Origin of the sequence: Mesorhizobium carmichaelinearum (genome assembly GCF_900199455.1) — a bacterium.
GTDB lineage: Bacteria > Pseudomonadota > Alphaproteobacteria > Rhizobiales > Rhizobiaceae > Mesorhizobium > Mesorhizobium carmichaelinearum.
Map to the genome: position 1 here is coordinate 62,779 of NZ_FZQR01000009.1, position 18,707 is coordinate 81,485.

At 64.0% G+C, this 18,707-nt stretch carries 18 protein-coding genes; 8 read left to right on the plus strand and 10 right to left on the minus strand.

The features are described from left to right. Window positions 1-253: 253 nt before the first annotated feature. Together CKW40_RS20990 and CKW40_RS20995 are read left to right on the plus strand one after the other, a co-directional pair. Window positions 254-454, plus strand: a complete 201-nt coding sequence (locus tag CKW40_RS20990; RefSeq protein WP_095201778.1) for a hypothetical protein — start codon at window positions 254-256, stop codon at window positions 452-454. Then, a complete protein-coding gene (locus CKW40_RS20995) occupies window positions 451-705 on the plus strand; it encodes a type II toxin-antitoxin system RelE family toxin (protein WP_095201779.1) in 255 nt (84 codons plus the stop codon). Before CKW40_RS20990 ends, CKW40_RS20995 begins: the two co-directional genes overlap by 4 nt. A 121-nt stretch (window positions 706-826) precedes the next feature. On the opposite strand, the gene CKW40_RS21000 is transcribed toward CKW40_RS20995, so the two are convergent. The 3 genes from CKW40_RS21000 to CKW40_RS21010 form a co-directional block, all read right to left on the minus strand. Beyond that, window positions 827-1,435: a glutathione S-transferase family protein gene (locus CKW40_RS21000; protein WP_095201780.1), complete on the minus strand. Its 609-nt coding sequence runs from the start codon at window positions 1,433-1,435 to the stop codon at window positions 827-829. Between the two features lie 150 nt (window positions 1,436-1,585). Next, window positions 1,586-2,434 (minus strand): EAL domain-containing protein, encoded by an 849-nt coding sequence (locus CKW40_RS21005; protein ID WP_095201781.1) that lies wholly within the window; start codon window positions 2,432-2,434, stop codon window positions 1,586-1,588. Further along, on the minus strand, window positions 2,431-3,327 hold the full coding sequence (locus CKW40_RS21010) for an EAL domain-containing protein (protein ID WP_095201782.1): 897 nt from the start codon (window positions 3,325-3,327) through the stop codon (window positions 2,431-2,433). Before CKW40_RS21010 ends, CKW40_RS21005 begins: the two co-directional genes overlap by 4 nt. 219 nt (window positions 3,328-3,546) lie before the next feature. Between CKW40_RS21010 and CKW40_RS21015 the strand changes: the two genes are divergently transcribed. After that, window positions 3,547-4,749, plus strand: coding sequence for a pyridoxal phosphate-dependent aminotransferase (locus tag CKW40_RS21015; protein ID WP_095201783.1), 1,203 nt, complete (start codon window positions 3,547-3,549; stop codon window positions 4,747-4,749). Window positions 4,750-4,814: 65 nt separating this feature from the next. Here the strand turns inward: CKW40_RS21015 and CKW40_RS21020 are convergent, their stop codons facing one another. Together CKW40_RS21020 and CKW40_RS21025 are read right to left on the minus strand one after the other, a co-directional pair. Then, window positions 4,815-6,332 carry an MFS transporter gene (locus CKW40_RS21020; RefSeq protein WP_095201784.1) on the minus strand — a complete coding sequence of 506 codons (1,518 nt, stop codon included), beginning with the start codon at window positions 6,330-6,332 and terminating at the stop codon, window positions 4,815-4,817. 24 nt (window positions 6,333-6,356) lie between these two features. Then, window positions 6,357-6,752 (minus strand): (R)-mandelonitrile lyase, encoded by a 396-nt coding sequence (locus CKW40_RS21025; RefSeq protein WP_095201785.1) that lies wholly within the window; start codon window positions 6,750-6,752, stop codon window positions 6,357-6,359. A gap of 231 nt (window positions 6,753-6,983) precedes the next feature. Here CKW40_RS21025 and CKW40_RS21030 point away from each other — a divergent pair, with 231 nt between their 5' ends. The 3 genes from CKW40_RS21030 to CKW40_RS21040 all read left to right on the plus strand — a co-directional run bounded on the left by CKW40_RS21030 (window position 6,984) and on the right by CKW40_RS21040 (window position 12,153). Then, window positions 6,984-8,513 carry a putative bifunctional diguanylate cyclase/phosphodiesterase gene (locus CKW40_RS21030; RefSeq protein WP_095201786.1) on the plus strand — a complete coding sequence of 510 codons (1,530 nt, stop codon included), beginning with the start codon at window positions 6,984-6,986 and terminating at the stop codon, window positions 8,511-8,513. A 201-nt stretch (window positions 8,514-8,714) separates the two neighbouring features. Next, window positions 8,715-10,766 (plus strand): elongation factor G, encoded by a 2,052-nt coding sequence (locus tag CKW40_RS21035; protein ID WP_095201787.1) that lies wholly within the window; start codon window positions 8,715-8,717, stop codon window positions 10,764-10,766. An 886-nt stretch (window positions 10,767-11,652) separates the two neighbouring features. After that, on the plus strand, window positions 11,653-12,153 hold the full coding sequence (locus CKW40_RS21040) for a methyltransferase family protein (RefSeq protein ID WP_095201788.1): 501 nt from the start codon (window positions 11,653-11,655) through the stop codon (window positions 12,151-12,153). Between the two features lie 33 nt (window positions 12,154-12,186). Here CKW40_RS21040 and CKW40_RS21045 read toward each other — a convergent pair whose 3' ends face one another. Both CKW40_RS21045 and trxB read right to left on the minus strand, forming a co-directional pair. After that, complete coding sequence (locus CKW40_RS21045) at window positions 12,187-13,083, minus strand: LysR family transcriptional regulator (RefSeq protein WP_095201789.1); 897 nt, start codon at window positions 13,081-13,083, stop codon at window positions 12,187-12,189. 90 nt (window positions 13,084-13,173) lie between these two features. Beyond that, the gene (gene trxB / locus CKW40_RS21050) at window positions 13,174-14,148 is read right to left on the minus strand and encodes a thioredoxin-disulfide reductase (RefSeq protein WP_095201790.1); all 975 of its coding nucleotides are present in this window, start codon (window positions 14,146-14,148) and stop codon (window positions 13,174-13,176) included. Window positions 14,149-14,403: 255 nt separating this feature from the next. Here trxB and CKW40_RS21055 point away from each other — a divergent pair, with 255 nt between their 5' ends. Both CKW40_RS21055 and CKW40_RS21060 read left to right on the plus strand, forming a co-directional pair. Next, window positions 14,404-14,883, plus strand: a complete 480-nt coding sequence (locus tag CKW40_RS21055; protein WP_019860544.1) for an Lrp/AsnC family transcriptional regulator — start codon at window positions 14,404-14,406, stop codon at window positions 14,881-14,883. A gap of 238 nt (window positions 14,884-15,121) precedes the next feature. Next, complete coding sequence (locus CKW40_RS21060) at window positions 15,122-15,916, plus strand: glycosyltransferase family 2 protein (RefSeq protein WP_095202015.1); 795 nt, start codon at window positions 15,122-15,124, stop codon at window positions 15,914-15,916. A gap of 15 nt (window positions 15,917-15,931) precedes the next feature. Here CKW40_RS21060 and gmhB read toward each other — a convergent pair whose 3' ends face one another. The 3 genes from gmhB to rfaE1 are packed head-to-tail and all read right to left on the minus strand — an operon-like array spanning window position 15,932 to window position 18,648. After that, complete coding sequence (gene gmhB, locus CKW40_RS21065; protein ID WP_095201791.1) at window positions 15,932-16,624, minus strand: D-glycero-beta-D-manno-heptose 1,7-bisphosphate 7-phosphatase; 693 nt, start codon at window positions 16,622-16,624, stop codon at window positions 15,932-15,934. Then, window positions 16,578-17,150, minus strand: coding sequence for a D-sedoheptulose-7-phosphate isomerase (locus CKW40_RS21070; RefSeq protein ID WP_095201792.1), 573 nt, complete (start codon window positions 17,148-17,150; stop codon window positions 16,578-16,580). The genes gmhB and CKW40_RS21070 overlap by 47 nt, the downstream gene beginning before the upstream one ends. A 7-nt stretch (window positions 17,151-17,157) precedes the next feature. Further along, window positions 17,158-18,648 (minus strand): D-glycero-beta-D-manno-heptose-7-phosphate kinase, encoded by a 1,491-nt coding sequence (rfaE1, locus tag CKW40_RS21075; protein WP_095201793.1) that lies wholly within the window; start codon window positions 18,646-18,648, stop codon window positions 17,158-17,160. Between the last annotated feature and the right edge of the window lie 59 nt (window positions 18,649-18,707).

The following is an 18,707-nucleotide window of genomic DNA, read 5'->3' on the forward strand; positions in this document are numbered from 1 at the left end:
GGGCGAGAGCCCGGGGCGCGCGGCAAGTCACGGATGTACTGACGGTCGCGCGAGAAGCGCGCCCGGAGTGGAAAGACCCGACACGCTGGAACAGCAGATAGCTGCCAGCCCGGACCGGACGCTCCCGATCAGGCTACCAAGGATGGGAAGGCGGGATTTATCCCGCCTTTTTGTTTGTCTGGGGTTAGGTGCCGCAACCCGCGCTATGGTCCACCCGGTGGTACTTTTATCCCAATAGTGGTACCACTCGGCCATGACCAAACTTGAGCAAATCGAAAAATCCGTCGCCGAACTAAGCCCCGAGGAACTGAAGGCGTTTGCCGCCTGGTTCGAGGCGCTTCAGGCGGACATGTGGGATCGGCAGATGGAGGCCGACGCGAAGGCAGGCCGGCTGGACAAGCTTGCCGAGCAGGCATTGGCTGACCATCGCGCTGGCCGGACCCGGCCGCTGTGAATCACTTCGCCTCTCCATCATTCTGGGAGGCTTATGAAAAACTGCCATCGTCAATCAGAGCCAAAGCGGACAGGCGTTTTGCCAGACTGCGTTCTGATCCTTTTCATCCCTCACTGCATTTCAAACAGGTCGGTCGATATTGGTCGGCGCGCGTTGACGAGAACTATCGGGCTGTCGCCATACGCAACAATGAAGATGTGATCTGGTTCTGGATCGGCACACACGCTGATTACGACCATCTGTTGAAATAGTCCTCGGTTGGCTTCTCGGCCGAAGGCCGCAAGCCCGACCGGGCGTCGCCCCCGTCCGGAGCGAGCCGCGAAGCGGCGACGAGCGTGAGGACAAGAGTATCCTACCCTACCCTACCCTACCCTACCCGACCCATCCAATCGGCACATGCCCTGGATCCGCTTCGACGCGGCCAAGCCAGGCCACGACGGCCGGATAGGCGTCGAGCTGGAAGCCGCCTTGCTCGGCCGTATGCGTGTAGGCATAGAGCGCGATGTCAGCGATGCTGAAGGCGCCGCCAGCGAAGAAGGCGTTGTTCTCCAGATATCTGTTCATCACACCGAGCGCCTTGTGGCCGCGCTCCAGCGTCATCGCCAGCCGCTCGGGCGTCGCATCCCTGACGCGTTCGGGAAAGGTCAGCAGCGCCTTGCGCACGGCGATATAGGGCTCGTGGCTGTACTGCTCGAAGAACAGCCATTGATAGGCAAGCCCGCGCTCATACTTGTCTGCCGGCAGGAAGCGCGTGCCTTCGGCGAGATAGAGCAGGATGGCGTTGGACTCCGCCAGCCGGCGGCCGTCGTCGAGTTCGAGCAGCGGCACCATGGCGTTCGGGTTCTTGGCGACAAAGTCGGCTTTACGCGTGTCGCCGGTGTGCGAACTCACCTCGATCGTGGTGAAGGCGAGGCCAAGCTTGGCCATCAGCAGGCGCGGCTTGTAGCAATTGCCGCTGTCGATCATGCTGTACAGTATCATGGACGGTCCCCGGAGCGCTGCCTCGACCAAGCGATTATCGCAGCCGCCGTGCCTTCAACCAATGATTTGTTTTGGCGAGATTATCAGCGGCGCTGATAAGAGCGTCCTTCTCCCCGTTCACGGGGAGAAGGTCGTCGCGGATTTCGCCAATTACCCGAACAACGGCACGACCTTGTTGTCCCTGCCCAGCAGCGCGTCGACTGACAGCGGTTCTTCGTTGAAGATGGTGCCGGCTAGCGCCGGGCGGGCGAGAAGAAAACCCTGCAGCAGGTCGACGCCGCCGTCGAGGGCGACGCGCAGATGGACGGGTTGCTCGATGCCTTCGACCAGCACCTTGGCGCCGCGGTCGTGCAGGCTGGAGACCAGCGGGCGGAAGAAGCGTTCGGCGGCGGCGTGGCGACAGAACTCTCCAAACCAGCCGCCATCGATCTTGACGATATCAGGCTGCAGCAGACTTACCCGCTCCTCGGTCGAATGGCCGGTGCCGAAATCGTCGATGGCGATGCGGATGCCGTCGCGCCGCATTTCCCGCACCAGCCGGGCGAGAAGCGCGTCATCCGCCGCCTGTTCGGTGATTTCGCAGACCAGCATGCCGGGGGCGAGGCCGAGCTCGCCGAGATGCCGGCTCATCAGCCGGATCTCGGCCAGCGCCCGCCCGGCATGGTCGTTGACCATCGGATTGTAGTTGAAGAACAGATCGAGCCCGTCGACGCCGATATTGTGGAAATTCCGAAGATGCAGCATCCGGCACATGGTCTCGACAAACAGCCGGTCCGGCGCGGCGACGCTTTCGAAGAACGCGCGCGGCGACCCTGCCCGGCCGGCACGGTGCGGTTCGATCAGCCCCTCGACTGCCACCGCGTGCAGCGAACGCCCAAACGGCGCGAAGATCGGCTGGTAGGCGCTGCGCAAGCGGAAGTCGCCAAAGACGCCATATTCGATACCGATTTCGTCGGCGAAGATCGCGTCGCCGACAGTGCGCCGCCGCTCGAACCTCATGGCGTGACCCTGCGCCCGAAGGCTTTTGCCGGCCGCCCTGTACGCGGCGCGACGCCGGGGGCAGTGGACGCATCACTTGCAGCGGCAACCGGGTCCGGACTGCTTTTGCCGAAAACGCGAAAGCTGGTCGGCGCCAGTTCCGGCCGCGCCAGCACGAAGCCCTGGACCATCGAAGCGCCGGACTTCTCGGCGAGCTCCAGTTGCCATCCCTCCTCGATGCCTTCGAACACCGTGCGGATGCCCTGTTCCTCGAAGCTTTTCACCATGGTGGTCAAAAGCGCGAAGCCGGCGCCGGACTCCATAAGCTGCGTGATCCAGGTGGCGTCGAACTTGACGATGTCTGGCTTCAACTCCTTGATGCGGTTGATGTCGGAATCGTCTGAGCCATAGTCATCCACCGCGATGCGGAAGCCGTTGGCCCTGAGTGCGGCGACGAAGCCATGCAGGGCCTCCTGCGATGCCGATCGCTGCTCGGTCACCTCGCACACGACGCGGCCCGGATCGATGCCGGCCTCGTGCAGCACCAGCCGCATTTCACGCAAGGCATTGTCGGCGATCGATCGCTCGGTGAACACCGACGGGTCGAAATTGACGAAGATCGACGCCTCCTGCGGCAGGCAGGCGCCGGCATTGAGCAGATGCAGCGTCCTGGTCAGCGCCTCGACATGCAGGCGGTCGGCGGCCGGACAGGTCGAGAAAAAGGTCATCGGCGATTGCGGCTCGCCGTCACGGAACGGCCGGATCAGCCCTTCGAAGGCGGCAACCGACAGCTTGCCTTCCTTGAAGGCGAAGATCGGCTGGAAGGCACTTTGCAGCGTGTAGATACCCCAGACACCTGACGAGGTGCCGTCATCATGACGGATGATATGGGCAAGCCCGATGCTGCGCGACAAGGGTCCCTCGCTCCGCGAATTGGCGGAATGGATTGCGATCCTGCCACTCAAGCCCTTACCGCCCGTTAATGAATTTTTTGTTGTCGCTCACAGGTTGCAATCACGGCTCCTTGAGGCCTGGATCAGCCGACAATGCTTGCACTGGGCGAAATCATGCGACATGAGAAGCGCCGCGGCCGCTCCTGGCCGCGCCGATCTTCCCAAGGAGAGACAGAGGTCATGGCCTTTCTTGCCGACACCCTTTCCCGCGTAAAGCCTTCCGCCACCATCGCGGTGACGCAGAAAGCGCGCGAGCTGAAAAATGCCGGCCGTGACATTATCGGCCTCGGCGCCGGCGAGCCGGACTTCGACACGCCCGACAACATCAAGAATGCGGCGATCGAAGCGATCCGCCGCGGCGAGACCAAGTACCCGCCGGTGTCGGGCATCGTGCCGCTGCGCGAGGCGATCGCGAAAAAGTTCAAGCGCGAGAACAATCTCGACTACAAGCCTGAGCAGACCATCGTCGGCACCGGCGGCAAGCAGATCCTGTTCAACGCCTTCATGGCGACGCTGAACCCCGGCGACGAGGTCATCATCCCGCGCCCCTATTGGGTCAGCTACCCCGAAATGGTGGCGATCTGCGGCGGCACATCGGTATTCGCCGACACCTCCATCGACAATGGCTTCAAGCTAACGGCCGAAGTGCTGGTGAAGGCGATCACGCCGAAGACAAAATGGCTGCTGATGAACTCGCCGTCGAACCCGTCGGGTGCCGCCTATACCGAGGCCGAACTGCGCGCGCTGGCTGATGTGTTGCTCAAGCATCCGCATGTCTGGACGCTGACCGACGACATGTACGAGCACCTGACCTATGGCGACTTCGTCTTCAAGACCATCGCCGAGGTCGAGCCGAAGCTCTATGAGCGCACGCTGACCATGAACGGCGTGTCGAAAGCCTATGCCATGACCGGCTGGCGCATCGGCTATGCCGCAGGTCCCGTCCAGTTGATCAAGGCGATGGACATGATCCAGGGCCAGCAGACCTCGGGCGCCTGCACCATCGCGCAATGGGCGTCCGTCGAGGCGCTCAACGGCCCGCAGGACTTCATCGCCAAGAACAAGGCGATCTTCCAGGGCCGGCGCGACCTGGTCGTCTCAATGCTCAACCAGGCGCGCGGCATCACGTGCCCGTCGCCGGAAGGCGCCTTCTACGTCTATCCGTCCTGCGCCCAGCTGATCGGCAAGAAGACCAAGGCCGGCAAGGTGATCGACACCGACGAGGCCTTCTGCTCGGAACTGCTCGAGGCCGAAGGTGTAGCGGTGGTGTTCGGCTCGGCCTTCGGCCTCGGCCCCAACTTCCGCATCTCCTACGCCACCTCGGAGACGCTGCTCGAGGAAGCCTGCACGCGCATCCAGCGTTTTACGGCATCGCTGACCTGATCAGCTCAGCCTGAAATGCAAAAACCCGGCGTCACCGCCGGGTTTTTTGTTGCCCGTGTACCGGCTCACGCCTGCTGCTTGGCCTCCCTGGCGGACCGCGCCTCGGCTGGCGCCAGCACGGTGATCAGCAATGCGGCGGTGAGGAATGCGCCGATCGCCGCCGCCAGCATCGCGGCATGGAAGCCGCCGGCATAGGCAATCGTGAAAAGGTCGTGCACGCCACTCGTGCCCACCGCCGCGTCGGTCGTAAAATCATGCCGTGAGATGGCGGCCCGGGCCACCGCTTCGGCATTGGCGACACCGGCATCGCGGAGATATCCGGTCAGCAGGCTGGTCGCCCGCATGCTCATCAGCGCGCCGAGCAGCGCGATGCCGATGGCCAGTCCACTCTGGCGGGTGGCATTGATGACCGCCGACACCATGCCCGAGCGCTCGCGCGGCGCGTAGGACATGGCGGCGGCACTGCCGGTCGGGATCGCCAGCGAGTTGCCGAGGCCGTTGATGGCGAACAATACGCACAGCACCGCGTATGGCGTCGACGGCCCGGCCCAGCACATGCCGAGCATGGAGAGGCCGATCAGCACATAGCCCGCCGTCATCAAAAGCGAATGGCCGTAGCGGGCGCTCAGCCTGCCGATCCATGGCGACACCACGATCTGGACAAGGAAAGCCGGCGCCATGCGCAGGCCGGTCTGCGTCGGCGACCAGCCCTGCACCTGCTGCAGGAACATCGAGAAGAAGAAGACGCTGCTGTAGGAGGTGAAGCCGAGCGCGAACGAGGCGACATTGGCGACGGCAAAGCGCACATCGCGGAACAGGCCGAGCGGCAGCATCGGCCGGGGCGTACGCGCCTCGAAGCCAAGGAAGACCGCCAGGCCAACCACACCGATGATGATGGCCGTGATGGTCCAGGCATCGCCCCAGCCGCTCTCGCCGGCCGAGATCAGGCCGAAGGTCAGCGCGCCGAGCCACAGGATCGAGAGCGCCAGGCCGACAAGGTCGAGATGGGCATGTTCGGGATGCGCCGTCTCCTCGATCGAAGCGGCACCGAGCGCAATGGTGAAAAGGCCGAGCGGCAGGTTGATGAGAAAAATGCTCTGCCAGCCGACCGTCTGGACAAGGATGCCGCCCAACACCGGGCCGACGACCAGCGAAACGGCGGCGAACGAAGCCCAGCCGCCGATGACGCCGGCCCGCTCGCGCGGATCCGGGAAGGCCTGCGTGAGGATCGACAGCGCGCCTGGAATGAGCAGCGAGCCGGCAATGCCTTGCACCACCCGGCCGGCCAGCAGCGCTGGCAGGTTCGGTGCGACGGCGCAGAGCAGCGAACCGGCCACGAAGATGCCGACGCCGGCCAGCCATGAGCGCTTGCGGCCATAGCGGTCGCCGATCAGCCCCGACGACAGCATGAAAGCCGAGAGGCACAGCGTGTAGGCATCGACCACCCATTGCAGGCCGCCGAAATCGGTGTGCAGCGCCTCCTGGATGGTCGGCAGCGCGACATTGACGATGCTGACGTCGAGCAAGGCGACGAACGAGCCGAGATAGACGGCGGCGACGAGCGGCAGACGGTTCTTTGGCATGATGATTTCTACAGGCGGCCAGGCTCAGCTGCCATACTGCTCGCCGGAAACCGCTTCCAGCCAGTCGGCATGGACGCCGTCGAGCGCCTCCTGCATGGCGATATGCGTCATCGCTGTTTTCGCTCCAGCGCCATGCCAGTGCTTCTCGCCGGGCGCGAACCAGATCACGTCGCCGGCCCTGATCTCCTTGACCGGGCCGTCCCATATCTGGGCAAGCCCGGCGCCCGAGGTGACGTAGAGCGTCTGGCCGAGCGGATGCGTGTGCCAGTGGGTGCGCGCGCCCGGCTCGAAGCTCACCAGCGTCGCTCTCAGCCGCGCCGGCGCCTCCGCCTCGATGATCGGCGTCTGCAGAACCCGGCCGGTGAAGTATTTTTCCGGCGCTATGATGGTCGGCACGCTGCCGCAAGCAATGATCTTCATCGTCTGACCCTGAAACTGGTGGTGAAGGCCCCTCGTCGAGGCAAAATGCATTCTCGGCCGATATCATGTCAGGCGCAACCGACGGTTTGCGATGCCTGGGCGAAGAAACGGTTCTCTCTCCTTAACCATGAACCTTTCCCGCATCGCGACACAGCGCGAAACGACGGCGAATTCAATGTCTTCTTAACGGCTCCCCACTAGCCGTGGGCCTGCATTTGCGGGGGCTGGCGGATGAGCATACTGGCGACGATCAAGGACCATAGCGGCCGGATCTATCGCGGCATCCAGGCCTTGCTTCTACTCAGCATCGGCGCGGCCGCACTCGGCGCTTTCGACATCTCGCGCAACCTGCCCTCGGGCAGCCCCTTGGCCGTCTCGATGCTGGCCACCGGCCTTGCCTTGCTGGCGCTGATGTACATGCGCAGCAGCGTCGTCCATCGCTTGCGCTCGGCGGCGGCGGCCGAGGCGGAAAAACATCATTTCCTGACCAGGGACGCCATGACCGGGGCGATGACCAGGCGCTATTTCCTCGAAGCGCTGCGTGACAGCCTGGGCACCATGCGCGACCGGCGCGAGGCGACCTTGCTGTTGATCGACGTCGATCACTTCAAGCAGCTCAACGACACGTTCGGACACCAGTTCGGCGACCTCGCTTTGGTGCACCTGGTCAAGACGTCGGAACGCATCTTTGCCGGCGGCATGGTCGGGCGGCTGGGCGGCGACGAATTCGGCGTCATCATTCCGCACAGCGACCTCGTCGCCATCAACAAGGATATCAGGCAATTGCTCGATACGATGCGGGCTGGCAAATCGCATGAAGGCAAGACCATTCCGCTCTCCATCTCGGTCGGCGTGGCGCTGGCGCCGGCCCATGCCTCCAACACGGCGGAGCTGATGCTGGTTGCCGACCTGGCACTCTATGAAAGCAAGGCGGCGGGCCGTGGCCGCGTCACCGTGTTCGACGAGGAGATGCTGTCCGACAAGCGCTACCGGCGCCTGGTCGAGCGGGAGTTGCGCGCGGCGGTCTATCTCGGCGAGCTCGAACTGCACTACCAGCCGATCGTCAACCCGGACGGCTCCGCCTGTGCTTTCGAAGGCCTGATCCGCTGGCGTCATCCGGTTCGCGGCCTGATCTCGCCGGCCGAGTTCATCCCCATCGCCGAACGCTCGACGCTGATCGACATGCTCGGCGAATGGGTGTTCAAGCGGGCTTGCGCCGATATCGGCCATTTCCCCGGGCGCCGCATCTCGATCAACGTCTCCGGCGAGCAGCTGAAGCGCGACGAGATCGTCACCATGTGCGACCGCGTGCTCAGGGAAAGCGGCCGTTCGGCGGCTCAGTTCATCATCGAGATCACCGAGACGGTGGCAACAGCCGCGACGCCCGAAATCCTGCGGCGTCTCGAAGCACTGCGCGGTCTCGGCTTCCACATCGCGCTCGACGATTTCGGCACCGGCCATTGCGGCTTCAACTATCTAAAAACCTTGCCCATCGACAGCATCAAGATCGACCGCTCTTACATACGCAGCCTTGCCCACGACCAGGTGGCGCAGATCTTCGTTTCGGCGCTGGCGCAGATCGCGCGCATCCAGGACGTCACCATCGTGGCGGAAGGCGTCGAGACACAGGAGGAGTTCGCGCTGGCCAAGGCCGCCGGCTGCAACCGTTTCCAGGGCTATTTGTTCGGCAGGCCGGCACCGCGCGACAAGGTCGCCCCCTCGCGCGCCATCAATGGAGAACCCCTGGCACTAAGCGCCTGAGGCCGCCGCACGGCAGCGGATTTCTATTTTCCTTGCCCTGCCGGCAAACAAGTGGGACGATGCTTTTGGGCAGGTGGCGACATGAAAAAGAACCCCGCCCGCGACGGTCGAACAGGCCGGCCGCCGCTCAGGACCGATTGACCACGCCTGAACCATGCAAGCCAGTCGGTCCCTAGGGAAACGCCTGAGTGGAGGTCAGCCATGGGTACTCGCGCCGGAGGACGACGCACGGGACCGAAATGCATTGCCATAGTCGGTCCCTTTGCAAGCGGTAAGACGACACTTCTCGAAGCCATACTAGCCCGTACGGGCGCCATCCCCCGACAAAATCCCGTTTCATCAGGCAACACCGTCTCGGATCATTCGCCGGAAGCGCGCGCCCACGCCATGAGCGTCGAGGCAACGGTCGCCACCACCGATTTCATGGGCGAGCAGATCACCTTCGTCGATTGTCCCGGCTCCATCGAATTCTCCTTCGAGGCCGAACCGGTGCTGGCCGCCTGCGACCTCGCGGTGGTCGTCGCCGAGGCCGACGAAAAGAAGATCCCTGCCCTGCAGCTCATCATGCGCAAGCTCGACGATCTCGGCGTGCCGCGCCTCCTGTTCCTCAACAAGGTCGACAAGGCAATCGCCGGCGTGCGCGACACGCTGAAGATGCTGCAGCCGGCAAGCTCTGTGCCGCTCCTGCTGCGCCAGATTCCGCTGCGCAAGGACGGGGTCGTCATCGGCTCGATCGATCTGGCGCTGGAGCGCGCCTACATCTATCGCGAATATGCAGAGAGCGAGGTGGCTCAGATACCGGGCGACGACAAGGCGCGCGAATTGGAAGCACGCTTTTCCATGCTGGAGACCCTGGCCGACCATGACGACCAGCTGATGGAACAATTGCTCGAGGAGATCGAGCCGCCGAAGGACGCGATCTTCGACGACCTCGCCGCCGACCTGCGCGAAGGCGTCGTGACGCCGGTGCTGATCGGCACCGCCGAGAAGGGCAATGGCGTGCTGCGCCTGTTGAAGGCCATCCGCCACGACGCGCCCGACATCGAGGCGACCCGCAAGCGGCTTGGCGCCCAGGACAGCGGCGCCACTGTGGTCCAGGTGATGAAGACCATCCACACGCCGCATGGCGGCAAGCTGTCGGTGTCGCGCATCCTGTCCGGCCAGGTCGCCGACGGCTCGGAACTCTGGCTGCCCGGCGGCGACACGGCCAAGGTTTCCGGCATCTACAAGATGCTCGGCAAGGACCAGTTCAAGCTCACCGCCGCCAAGGCCGGCGACACCGTGGCGCTGGGCAAGCTGGACGAGGTCAAGACCGGCCAGACGCTGACCTCGGCCAAGGGCGGCACAAAGCAGCTGTTCGCCTTCGAGCCACCGCAGCCGGTCTTCGCCTTCGCGCTGCGGCCGAAGGAACGCAAGGATGAGGTCAAGATGTCGGCCGCCATCCAGCGGTTGGCCGAGGAGGATCCCTCGCTCAGCCTGCGCCACAACCAGGACTCTGCCGAAACGGTGCTGTCCGGCCATGGCGAAATGCATCTGCGCGTCGTGCGCGAGCGGCTGGAGGGCAAGAACCAGATCCCGGTCGAAGGCCACGCGCCGGCGGTGCCCTATCGCGAGACGATCCGCAAACCGGCGCAGCAGCGCGGCCGCCATAAGAAGCAGTCAGGCGGCCACGGCCAGTTCGGCGATGTGGTGATCGAGATCAAGCCGCTGCCGCGCGGCTCCGGTTTCCAGTTCACCGACACCATCACCGGCGGCGTCGTGCCCAAGACCTACATCCAGTCGGTCGAAACAGGCATACGCGACTACCTGAAGACAGGCCCGCTGGGCTTCCCCGTCGTCGACGTCGCCGTCAACCTGTCGGACGGCTCCTACCATGCGGTCGATTCCTCCGACATGGCCTTCCAGATGGCGGCCAAGCTCGCCATGAAGGAAGGCATGGCCGCCTGCTCGCCGGTGCTGCTGGAGCCGGTGATGAAGGTCGAGATCGTCACGCCATCCGACGCCACCTCGAAGATCATCGCGCTGATCCCGCAGCGGCGCGGCCAGATCCTCGGCTATGATGCGCGGCCCGATTGGCCGGGATGGGATGTCGTCGAGGCGACCATGCCGCAAGCCGAGATCGGCGACCTGATCATCGAGCTGCGCTCGGCGACCGCGGGCGTCGCCAGCTACCGCGCCGCCTTCGACCATATGGCAGAGCTCACCGGCCGCCTCGCCGACGAAGCGATGAACGCCAACGGCAAGGCCGCCTGATTTCGCCGATTAGCCACTCTCTCCCCGTTCACGGGGAGAGATGTCCGGTCCACCCTCCGCAGCTGCAGCGCAGCTGCTGCGGAGGACGGGCAGGACAGTGAGGGGCAGCGCCAACGTTGAGGATTGTCGAAGTCTATGACGCAGCACCAATGCATGTCGCGTCAAAAGCGAGCCGCGGCTTGGGCTGACAACTTCCACAAAAAACCAAAAAACGACGCCCGGGGGGGCCGGACGCCGTTTTGTTCGCGGACCGTTTTCTTGGGAGAGGAAACGGCAGGTCCGCCGCATGTAGGGTTGCCGCGCTTTCGGCGGGAATAGGTTCGGACGCGGTAGCCGCCTGAGCCCGGGCCGTACGAGTGATGCCCCCATCCCTCGTCCGAACCACACCGCGTCCTAGCCTCTTCATAGCAGCGGAACGCATCGTTGTCATGTTACCAGAGGTTACATGACACTGTTACGTGGCAATTCTGATGAAATCTCCGGCCGCGGCAGCAGGGTCCGGGCAACAAAAAAGCCGGATCAACGAAGATCCGGCTGAGTTTGATTGGAAGTGCCTGTTAAGGCTAACCTCCAGAGGGGAACACTCGAGGGCGCTAATGGGAGGAGAACGCGCCCAGGAGATGATCTACATATCTGCTCTTCATGCCCAAGAAACAAGCATCTATTTTGCAACACACGCATGCAAAAAGACGCAGGCTGTGGTCTAACCCATTCCGGGAGCCAATAGGACCAGAAAAATCGCCGAAATCGAGCACGCGGCTGAGCCTTTGTCGTCATGAAAACGTCATTCCCGGCCGATTTTGCTCCAAAAATCCGAAAAACACCTGATGACCTGGAATCAGGCAGCGGCCGTCCAAATCTAAGGCAGCCAGGCAGGAAACAGCCAATGCGTCCTTTTTCAGCGATTGCCGGCAGCGGCGTTTTCCTGATCGCAGCGCCGGGTGTGGTTGCCGGGCTTGTTCCCTGGCTGCTCAGCGATCACTGGGGCTTGCCGTGGTCCACCGTGCCGGGCTTTGTTCCTGCCGGCGGCATCCTCATCGTCGCCGCAGCCGCGGTGCTGCTGCATGCCTTCGCCCGCTTCGCGCTCGAGGGGCTGGGCACGCCTGCCCCCGTCGCGCCGACCGAGAAGCTCGTGATCGGCGGCATCTACCGCCATGTCCGCAACCCCATGTATGTCGCCGTGCTGTCGATCATCCTCGGCCAGGCGCTGCTGTTCTCGAGCTGGACGCTTGTCGCCTATGCCGCCATCGGCGCTGTCGTCATGGGCTCCTTCGTCAGGTTCTACGAAGAGCCGACGCTCGCCCGCCGCTACGGCGCCGAATACGAAACCTATCGCCGCAACGTCCCCGGCTGGCTGCCGCGCCTGAGACCCTGGCGGGGCGAATAGATCACCAGTGCTACTACCGATCGTCCGCTAGGGCTAAAATGACCAACTGCGCGCTTTCGCGATAATGAAGTCGCGAAACACATGCAGCTTGGCCTGGTTCTTCATCGCGTCGGGATAGGCGAAATAGGTGTCGAAGGACGGCACCTCGGTTTCCGGCAAAAGCTGCACCAGACCGGAATCCTTGTTGATCACATAATCGGGCAGCATGGCGATGCCGGCACCGCCCTGCACCGCGCGCTTGATCGACAAAATGTCGTTGATCTGCAGCGACGGCACGCGCTGGCCGCCCTCGAAATCGCCGACCGTCTCCAGCCAGTTCAACTCCGACAGATGCGACGGCACCGGCAGGCCGAAGGTGACGATGCGATGGTTTCTGAGCTCCGAGACTGAGGCCGGCTTGCCATGCTTGGCGACATAGGCGGGTGCCGCGTAGAGGTGGAAATGCACGGTGAACAGGCGGCGCTGGATCAGGTCCGGCTGCTGCGGTTGGCGCAGCCGGATGGCGCAATCGGCCTGGCGCATGGTGAGGTCGAGTTCCTCATTGGCCAGGATCAGCTGCAGGCTGATCTCGGGATAGAGCTCGATGAACTCCTGCACCCGTTCGGTCAGCCAGCCGGCGCCGAGGCCGACGGTCGTCGTCACGCGAAGCACGCCGGAGGGCCGGTCCTTGGTCTCGGTCAGGCGCGACTTGATGGTCTCGAGCTTCATCAGCACGTCATGCGCCGTGCGAAACAGCATCTCGCCCTGTTCGGTCAGCACCAGGCCGCGCGCATGGCGGTTGAACAGCGGCACGCCGACATCATGCTCGAGCGCGCTGACCTGCCGCGATATCGCCGATTGCGACAGATGCAATGTCTCGGCCGCGTGCGTAAACGACCCCGCTTCCGCCGCAGCGTGAAACACGCGTAGCTTGTCCCAGTCCAACGCCATGATTCCCCTCGTTCTGTTTGGCGTCTGAATGAAAAATCAGGCTTTTACACGGCGTTTCTAAGCCGTTTTTTTAACAGTTTTGCAAGCGGCCTATTCCGCTGCTTCGCGATGCACCTCGATACCGGCCAGATACTTTTCCGCTTCCAGTGCCGCCATGCAGCCTAGCCCCGCCGCCGTCACCGCCTGGCGGTAGATATCGTCGGTCACGTCGCCGGCGGCGAACACGCCAGGCACATCGGTGCGGGTCGAATCCGGCGCCGTCCACAGGTAACCGTTCGGCTTCTGCTTCAGCTTGCCGGCAAACAGCTCGACCGCGGGCGCATGGCCGATCGCCACGAACACGCCGTCGACCTTGAGATGCGTCTCGGCGCCGGTCACCGCATGCTTGAGCTTCAGCCCTTCGACCGAAGGCGGCAGCGGCGCCTTGCCCGGGCGGCCGGTGATCTCGTCGACCACCGTGTCCCAGATGACGCGGACATTGTCCTTCTTCAGCAGCCGCTCGCGCAGGATGCGCTCGGCGCGGAAGTCGCTGCGCCTGTGGATGACCGTGACGCTCTTGGCGAGGTTCGACAGATAGAGTGCCTCCTCCACCGCCGAATTGCCGCCGCCGACCACCGCGACATCCTTGCCGCGATAGAAGAAGCCGTCGCAGGTGGCACAGGCCGAGACGCCGAAACCCATGAAATCCTGCTCGGTCGGAATGCCCAGCCACTTGGCTTGCGCGCCGGTGGCGATGATCAGCGCGTCGGCGGTGTAGGTGGTGCCGGAATCGCCCTTGGCGCGGAACGGCCGCACGTTGAGGTCGACCTCGGTGATGATGTCGTTGATGATGTCGGTGCCGACATGCTCGGCCTGCTTGAGCATCTGCTCCATCAGCCACGGTCCCTGGATCGGGTCGGCGAAGCCGGGATAGTTCTCGACATCGGTGGTGATCATCAGCTGGCCGCCCTGCTGCAGGCCGGCGACCAGCATCGGCTTCAGCATGGCGCGGGCGGCATAGACCGCCGCCGTATAGCCGGCCGGACCGGAACCGATGATGAGAACGGGCGCATGCTTGGTGGTCATCTAGAACCTCTGCGGGGCAGACAATCGGGTGTGCCTTGGGGAATAGCGTGAAATGTCGCGCCTAATGTAAGGGTTGCCAATCACGCCAGCAAGACGAACGGGCCGTCGTCCCCGGAAAGCTTCGGCCCAAGCGGTTATTCGCACGATCGCCGCTTTCGTTACCGTTCAAAAATCGCGTTGATGAGGGCTGGCGCCAACACAAAAGTCGTTTAATTACAAAATTGCGAAAGATTCTTGCGCCGAGCTGAGACAGCCATGCCCCTGAAAGCCGACCTCGACGCCATCGACTGGAAAATCCTGCGCGAGCTGCAGGCCGACGGGCGCATGACCAATGTCGAGCTGTCGAACCGCGTCGGCATTTCGGCGCCGCCCTGCCTGCGCCGGGTCAAACGGCTGGAGGAAGCCGGCATCATCCGCGGCTACCGCGCGCTGCTCAATGCGCCGGCGCTCGGCCTCGATGTCGTCGCCTTCTGCCTGGTCGGCCTGCATCACCAGGCCGATGCCGAACTGCGCACCTTCGCCGAGCGCACACGCGGCTGGCCGATCGTGCGTGATGCCTGGATGGTCTCGGGCGAATCCGATTTCCTGCTGCATTGCGTGGCAAGCGACCTTGGCGCCTTCCAGACCTTCGTCATCGAGGAACTGACCTCGACGCCGAATGTCGACACGGTGCGCACCGCGCTCACCATCCGCCGGGTCAAGGATGAAGGCCTGGTCTCCTTCGAGCGTCCCTGAGGCCGGGCGGATGCCCTGTGCGCCGCCGCGAATCCCCGACCTTCGCCACACCGGCGCCGCGTTGGTATTCGACAGACGCTGATGTACAAGGCTGGACGGCTCTGCCGGACTTCGCCGCCCGCTTGGTTTCTTAAGCAATTCCTGAAAAAGTGTGTAACGGTTTTGCACCCGGGATTGCGCAGAAATGGATAGCGAAAGCAGCGTCGTTGAGGGGGCGGCCCGCCATGGGAAGGGGACCATGACTCGATTTGCAAGCCCGGTCTCGGCGCTTATCATCTGCGTGAACGAGGCCGATATGATCGGCCCGTGCCTGGAAAGCATCGACTTCTGCGCCGAGATCATCATCGTCGATTCCGGCTCGACGGACGGCACCGTCGAATGCGTGCAAAGCTATATCGCCAAGGGCTACCCGATTAGGCTGCTGCACAATGACTGGCCGGGTTTTCCGCGTCAGCGGCAGTTCTCGCTCGACCATGCAACCCAGCCCTGGTGTCTTTCGATCGACCCGGACGAGCGCGTCGACGACCAGCTGCGGCAGTCGATCGTGGCGATCACGCAAGGCCCCGACGACAAGATCAGCGGCTGGTATATCCGCCGCCGCGATTGGCTGAAGGGCTATGGCTACGCGCACCGCTGGGTGCTGCACAACAGGCTGATGCGGCTTTTCCGCCGGGAAGGCGCCACCATGGATCTCACCGCGCGGGTGCACGAAGCCTTCCACGTGCCGGGCGAGACCGGCACGATCGAAGAGGGCGTCCTGCTGCATCGCCGCGAAATATCGGTCGAGGAGGATCTTGCCCGGGCCAACGCCTATTCCGGCCTCAAGGCCGTCACGCTGGTCGAGAAGGGCAAGAAGCCGGGCCTGGTGCGGCTGGTGCTGTCGCCGTTCGGCAACTTCCTGAAATTCTACCTGGCCAAGCGCTACTTCCTGTGCGGCCGGCATGGCTTCGTCTACTCGATGTCGGTGATGATCTATTCCTTCGCCACCGAGGCCAAACTCTACGAGGCCTCGGAACGCAACGATCCTGCGTGAGCGGTCAGGCCTGGATCAGGATCTGTTGTCCCGGCCGAGCGCCTCAATGGCTGCGAGCAGGCCACCGAGGTCACTGCTGTCCCGTAAGGGCCTGATGGCGAAGCCGGGCTGAGCCGCCGCATCGCCGTCGACCAGCCAGCCCTGTGCCAGGCCGGCGCGCTTTCCCGCCTGCATGTCGGCGAGTCTGTCGCCGACGATCAACGATCGCTGGAGATCGAGATCGAGGCGTTTGCCCGCCTCGATCAGCATGCCCGGATTGGGCTTTCGCATCGGGTGATCGGCAACGGCGAGCGGCCCGACACCGGCCTCGTGGTAGGCGCAGGCAAGCACCATGTCGACGAACACGCCCTGATTGCCTAACAGCTCGAGCACGCGGCCGTTCACCGCCGCAAAGGCACTCCAGCCGAAATAGCCACGCGCGATGCCGGACTGGTTGGTGACCACGACGACCGGGATTCCAGTTCGGTTGGCGGCCGCGATCGCCGGCAGCATCTGCGGCCTGAGCTCCATCTCGGCCGGATCGCTGGGATAGTCGGTATCGACGTTGATGGTGCCGTCGCGGTCGAGGAACAGCGCCGGCAGGTGCGGTGGGAAAACCCGGTCGCCGATCCGTTCGACCCACAGACCCGGCTCGGTCAGCTTGTGTGGCGACACCACCTTGTCAGCCGTTGCTGAGGCGCGTTTCGACCACTTCGCACAGGTAGTGATAGAGGCAGAGATGTCCCTGCTGGATGATCGGCGTCGAGGTCGAGGGCACGTTGAGCAGGATGTCGCACAGCGGCTTGAGCTTGCCGCCTGTGTCGCCGGTCAGGCCGATCACCGTCATGTCCATCATCCGCGCCTGCTCGGCGGCGGCGAGGATGCTTGGCGAATTGCCGCTGGTCGAGATCGCCAGAAGCACGCCACCCGCCGAACCATGCGCCTCGACCTGGCGCGAGAACACCGTGTCGAAGCCGTAATCATTGCCCCAGGCGGTCAGCACTGCGGCATTGGCCGGCAGCGCGATGACATTGTAGGCCTTGCGCTCCTTGAGGAAGCGGCCGACCAGCTCACCGGCTATATGGATGGCATCGCTGGCCGAGCCGCCATTGCCGGCGATCAGGAAGGCCTTGCCTGACGAAAGCGCGGTCACCACGGCGCTGACCGCGCGCTCCATCTCGCCTGTCAGGTCACGCTCGACCATCGCCGTGATCGCGGCCGCAGAGCGGACCAGATAGTCGTTCAGTTCAGACATCAAAACCTCAGCTTGTAGAGCCGGCGCGCAATTTGCCGATGGTGCCGGTGGTGCTCTTGCCGGCGACGAGATCGACCAGCACCACGCGTCCGCCGGCCTTCTGCACGACATCGGCACCAACCACGGTGTCGATCGTGTAATCCGCGCCCTTGACCAATATGTCGGGCAGCAGCGCCTCGATCAGCGCCAGCGGCGTATCCTCCTCGAACACCACGACCGCATCGACCGAGGCCAGGGCCGCGAGCACGCAGGCACGGTCATGCTGGTCGTTGACTGGGCGGCCCGGCCCTTTCAGCCGCCGCACCGAGGCATCGCTGTTCAAGCCAAGCACCAGCCGGTCGCACTGGCTGCGCGCCGCGTGCAGCAGGCTGACATGGCCGGCATGCAATATGTCGAAGCAGCCATTGGTGAAGCCGACACTGAGACCTTCATCCTTCCACGCCGCCACCATGCGCGCGGCCGATGCGGCATCGAGGATGGCGTCCTTGTGGGCGGTCGGCCCGTGCGAGCGAAACAGCGCGCCAGTGAGTTCCTCGACCGTCAGCCGCGCGGTGCCGCGTTTGCCGACCACGACGCCACCGGCGGCATTGGCGATCGAGGCCGCCGCGACGGGATCGGCACCCGACGCGAGCGCCAGCGCAAAGGTCGCGATCACCGTGTCGCCGGCGCCGGAGACATCGAACACTTCTCGCGCCTGGGTGGCTATGTGGCGCGCCTCGTCGGGACCGATCACGCTCATGCCCTTTTCGCTGCGCGTGGCGACGACGAAGTCGAAGCCATGCGCCGCAATCAGCTGGCGCGCTGCCGCGACGATCTCGCCATCGGCGAACACCGCATGGCCGACAGCCTCGCCAAGTTCCTTGCGGTTGGGCGTGACGACGGTCGCGCCGGCATAGCGCGCATAGTCGCGGCCCTTCGGGTCGACCAGCACCGGCTTGCCGGCCGCGCGGCAGATGGCGATCAGTTCGGCGGCGACGCCGTCGAGCAGGATGCCCTTGCCGTAATCGGACAGGATGACGATATCGGCTCCCGTCAGTGCGGCACGGAAATGCCGGATCAGCCCTGCCCGCTCCGCCTCGTCCAGCGGCTTGATCTCTTCCTCGTCGAAGCGCAGTACCTGCTGGTTGAGCGCGCTGAACCGGCTCTTCGACGAGGTCATGCGGCCGCGCTGCTGCGACAGCCCCGCTGTCTCGGCGCCAAGCTCGCCAAGCATCCGCACCAGGCTGTCGCCGGCCGTGTCGGTGCCGATCACCGACACCGGAATGGCACGCGCGCCCAGCGAGACGATGTTGGCCACGACATTGCCGGCGCCGCCCATCGCCAAGCTTTCGCCGCGCCCATGCAGCACCGGGATCGGCGCCTCCGGCGAAATCCGCTCGATGACGCCGTTGACGAAGCGGTCGAGGATGAGGTCGCCGACCACCAACACGGTGACGCCGCCAAAGCGCGCAATGGCGCGGTGCAGGGGTTCGGGCGAAGGCGGATTGTGCTTGATCATGTCACTGGCAATGTGTGGAAAGGCTGATCTCTGTCGTGCTGAAAATTGTCAATTTACGG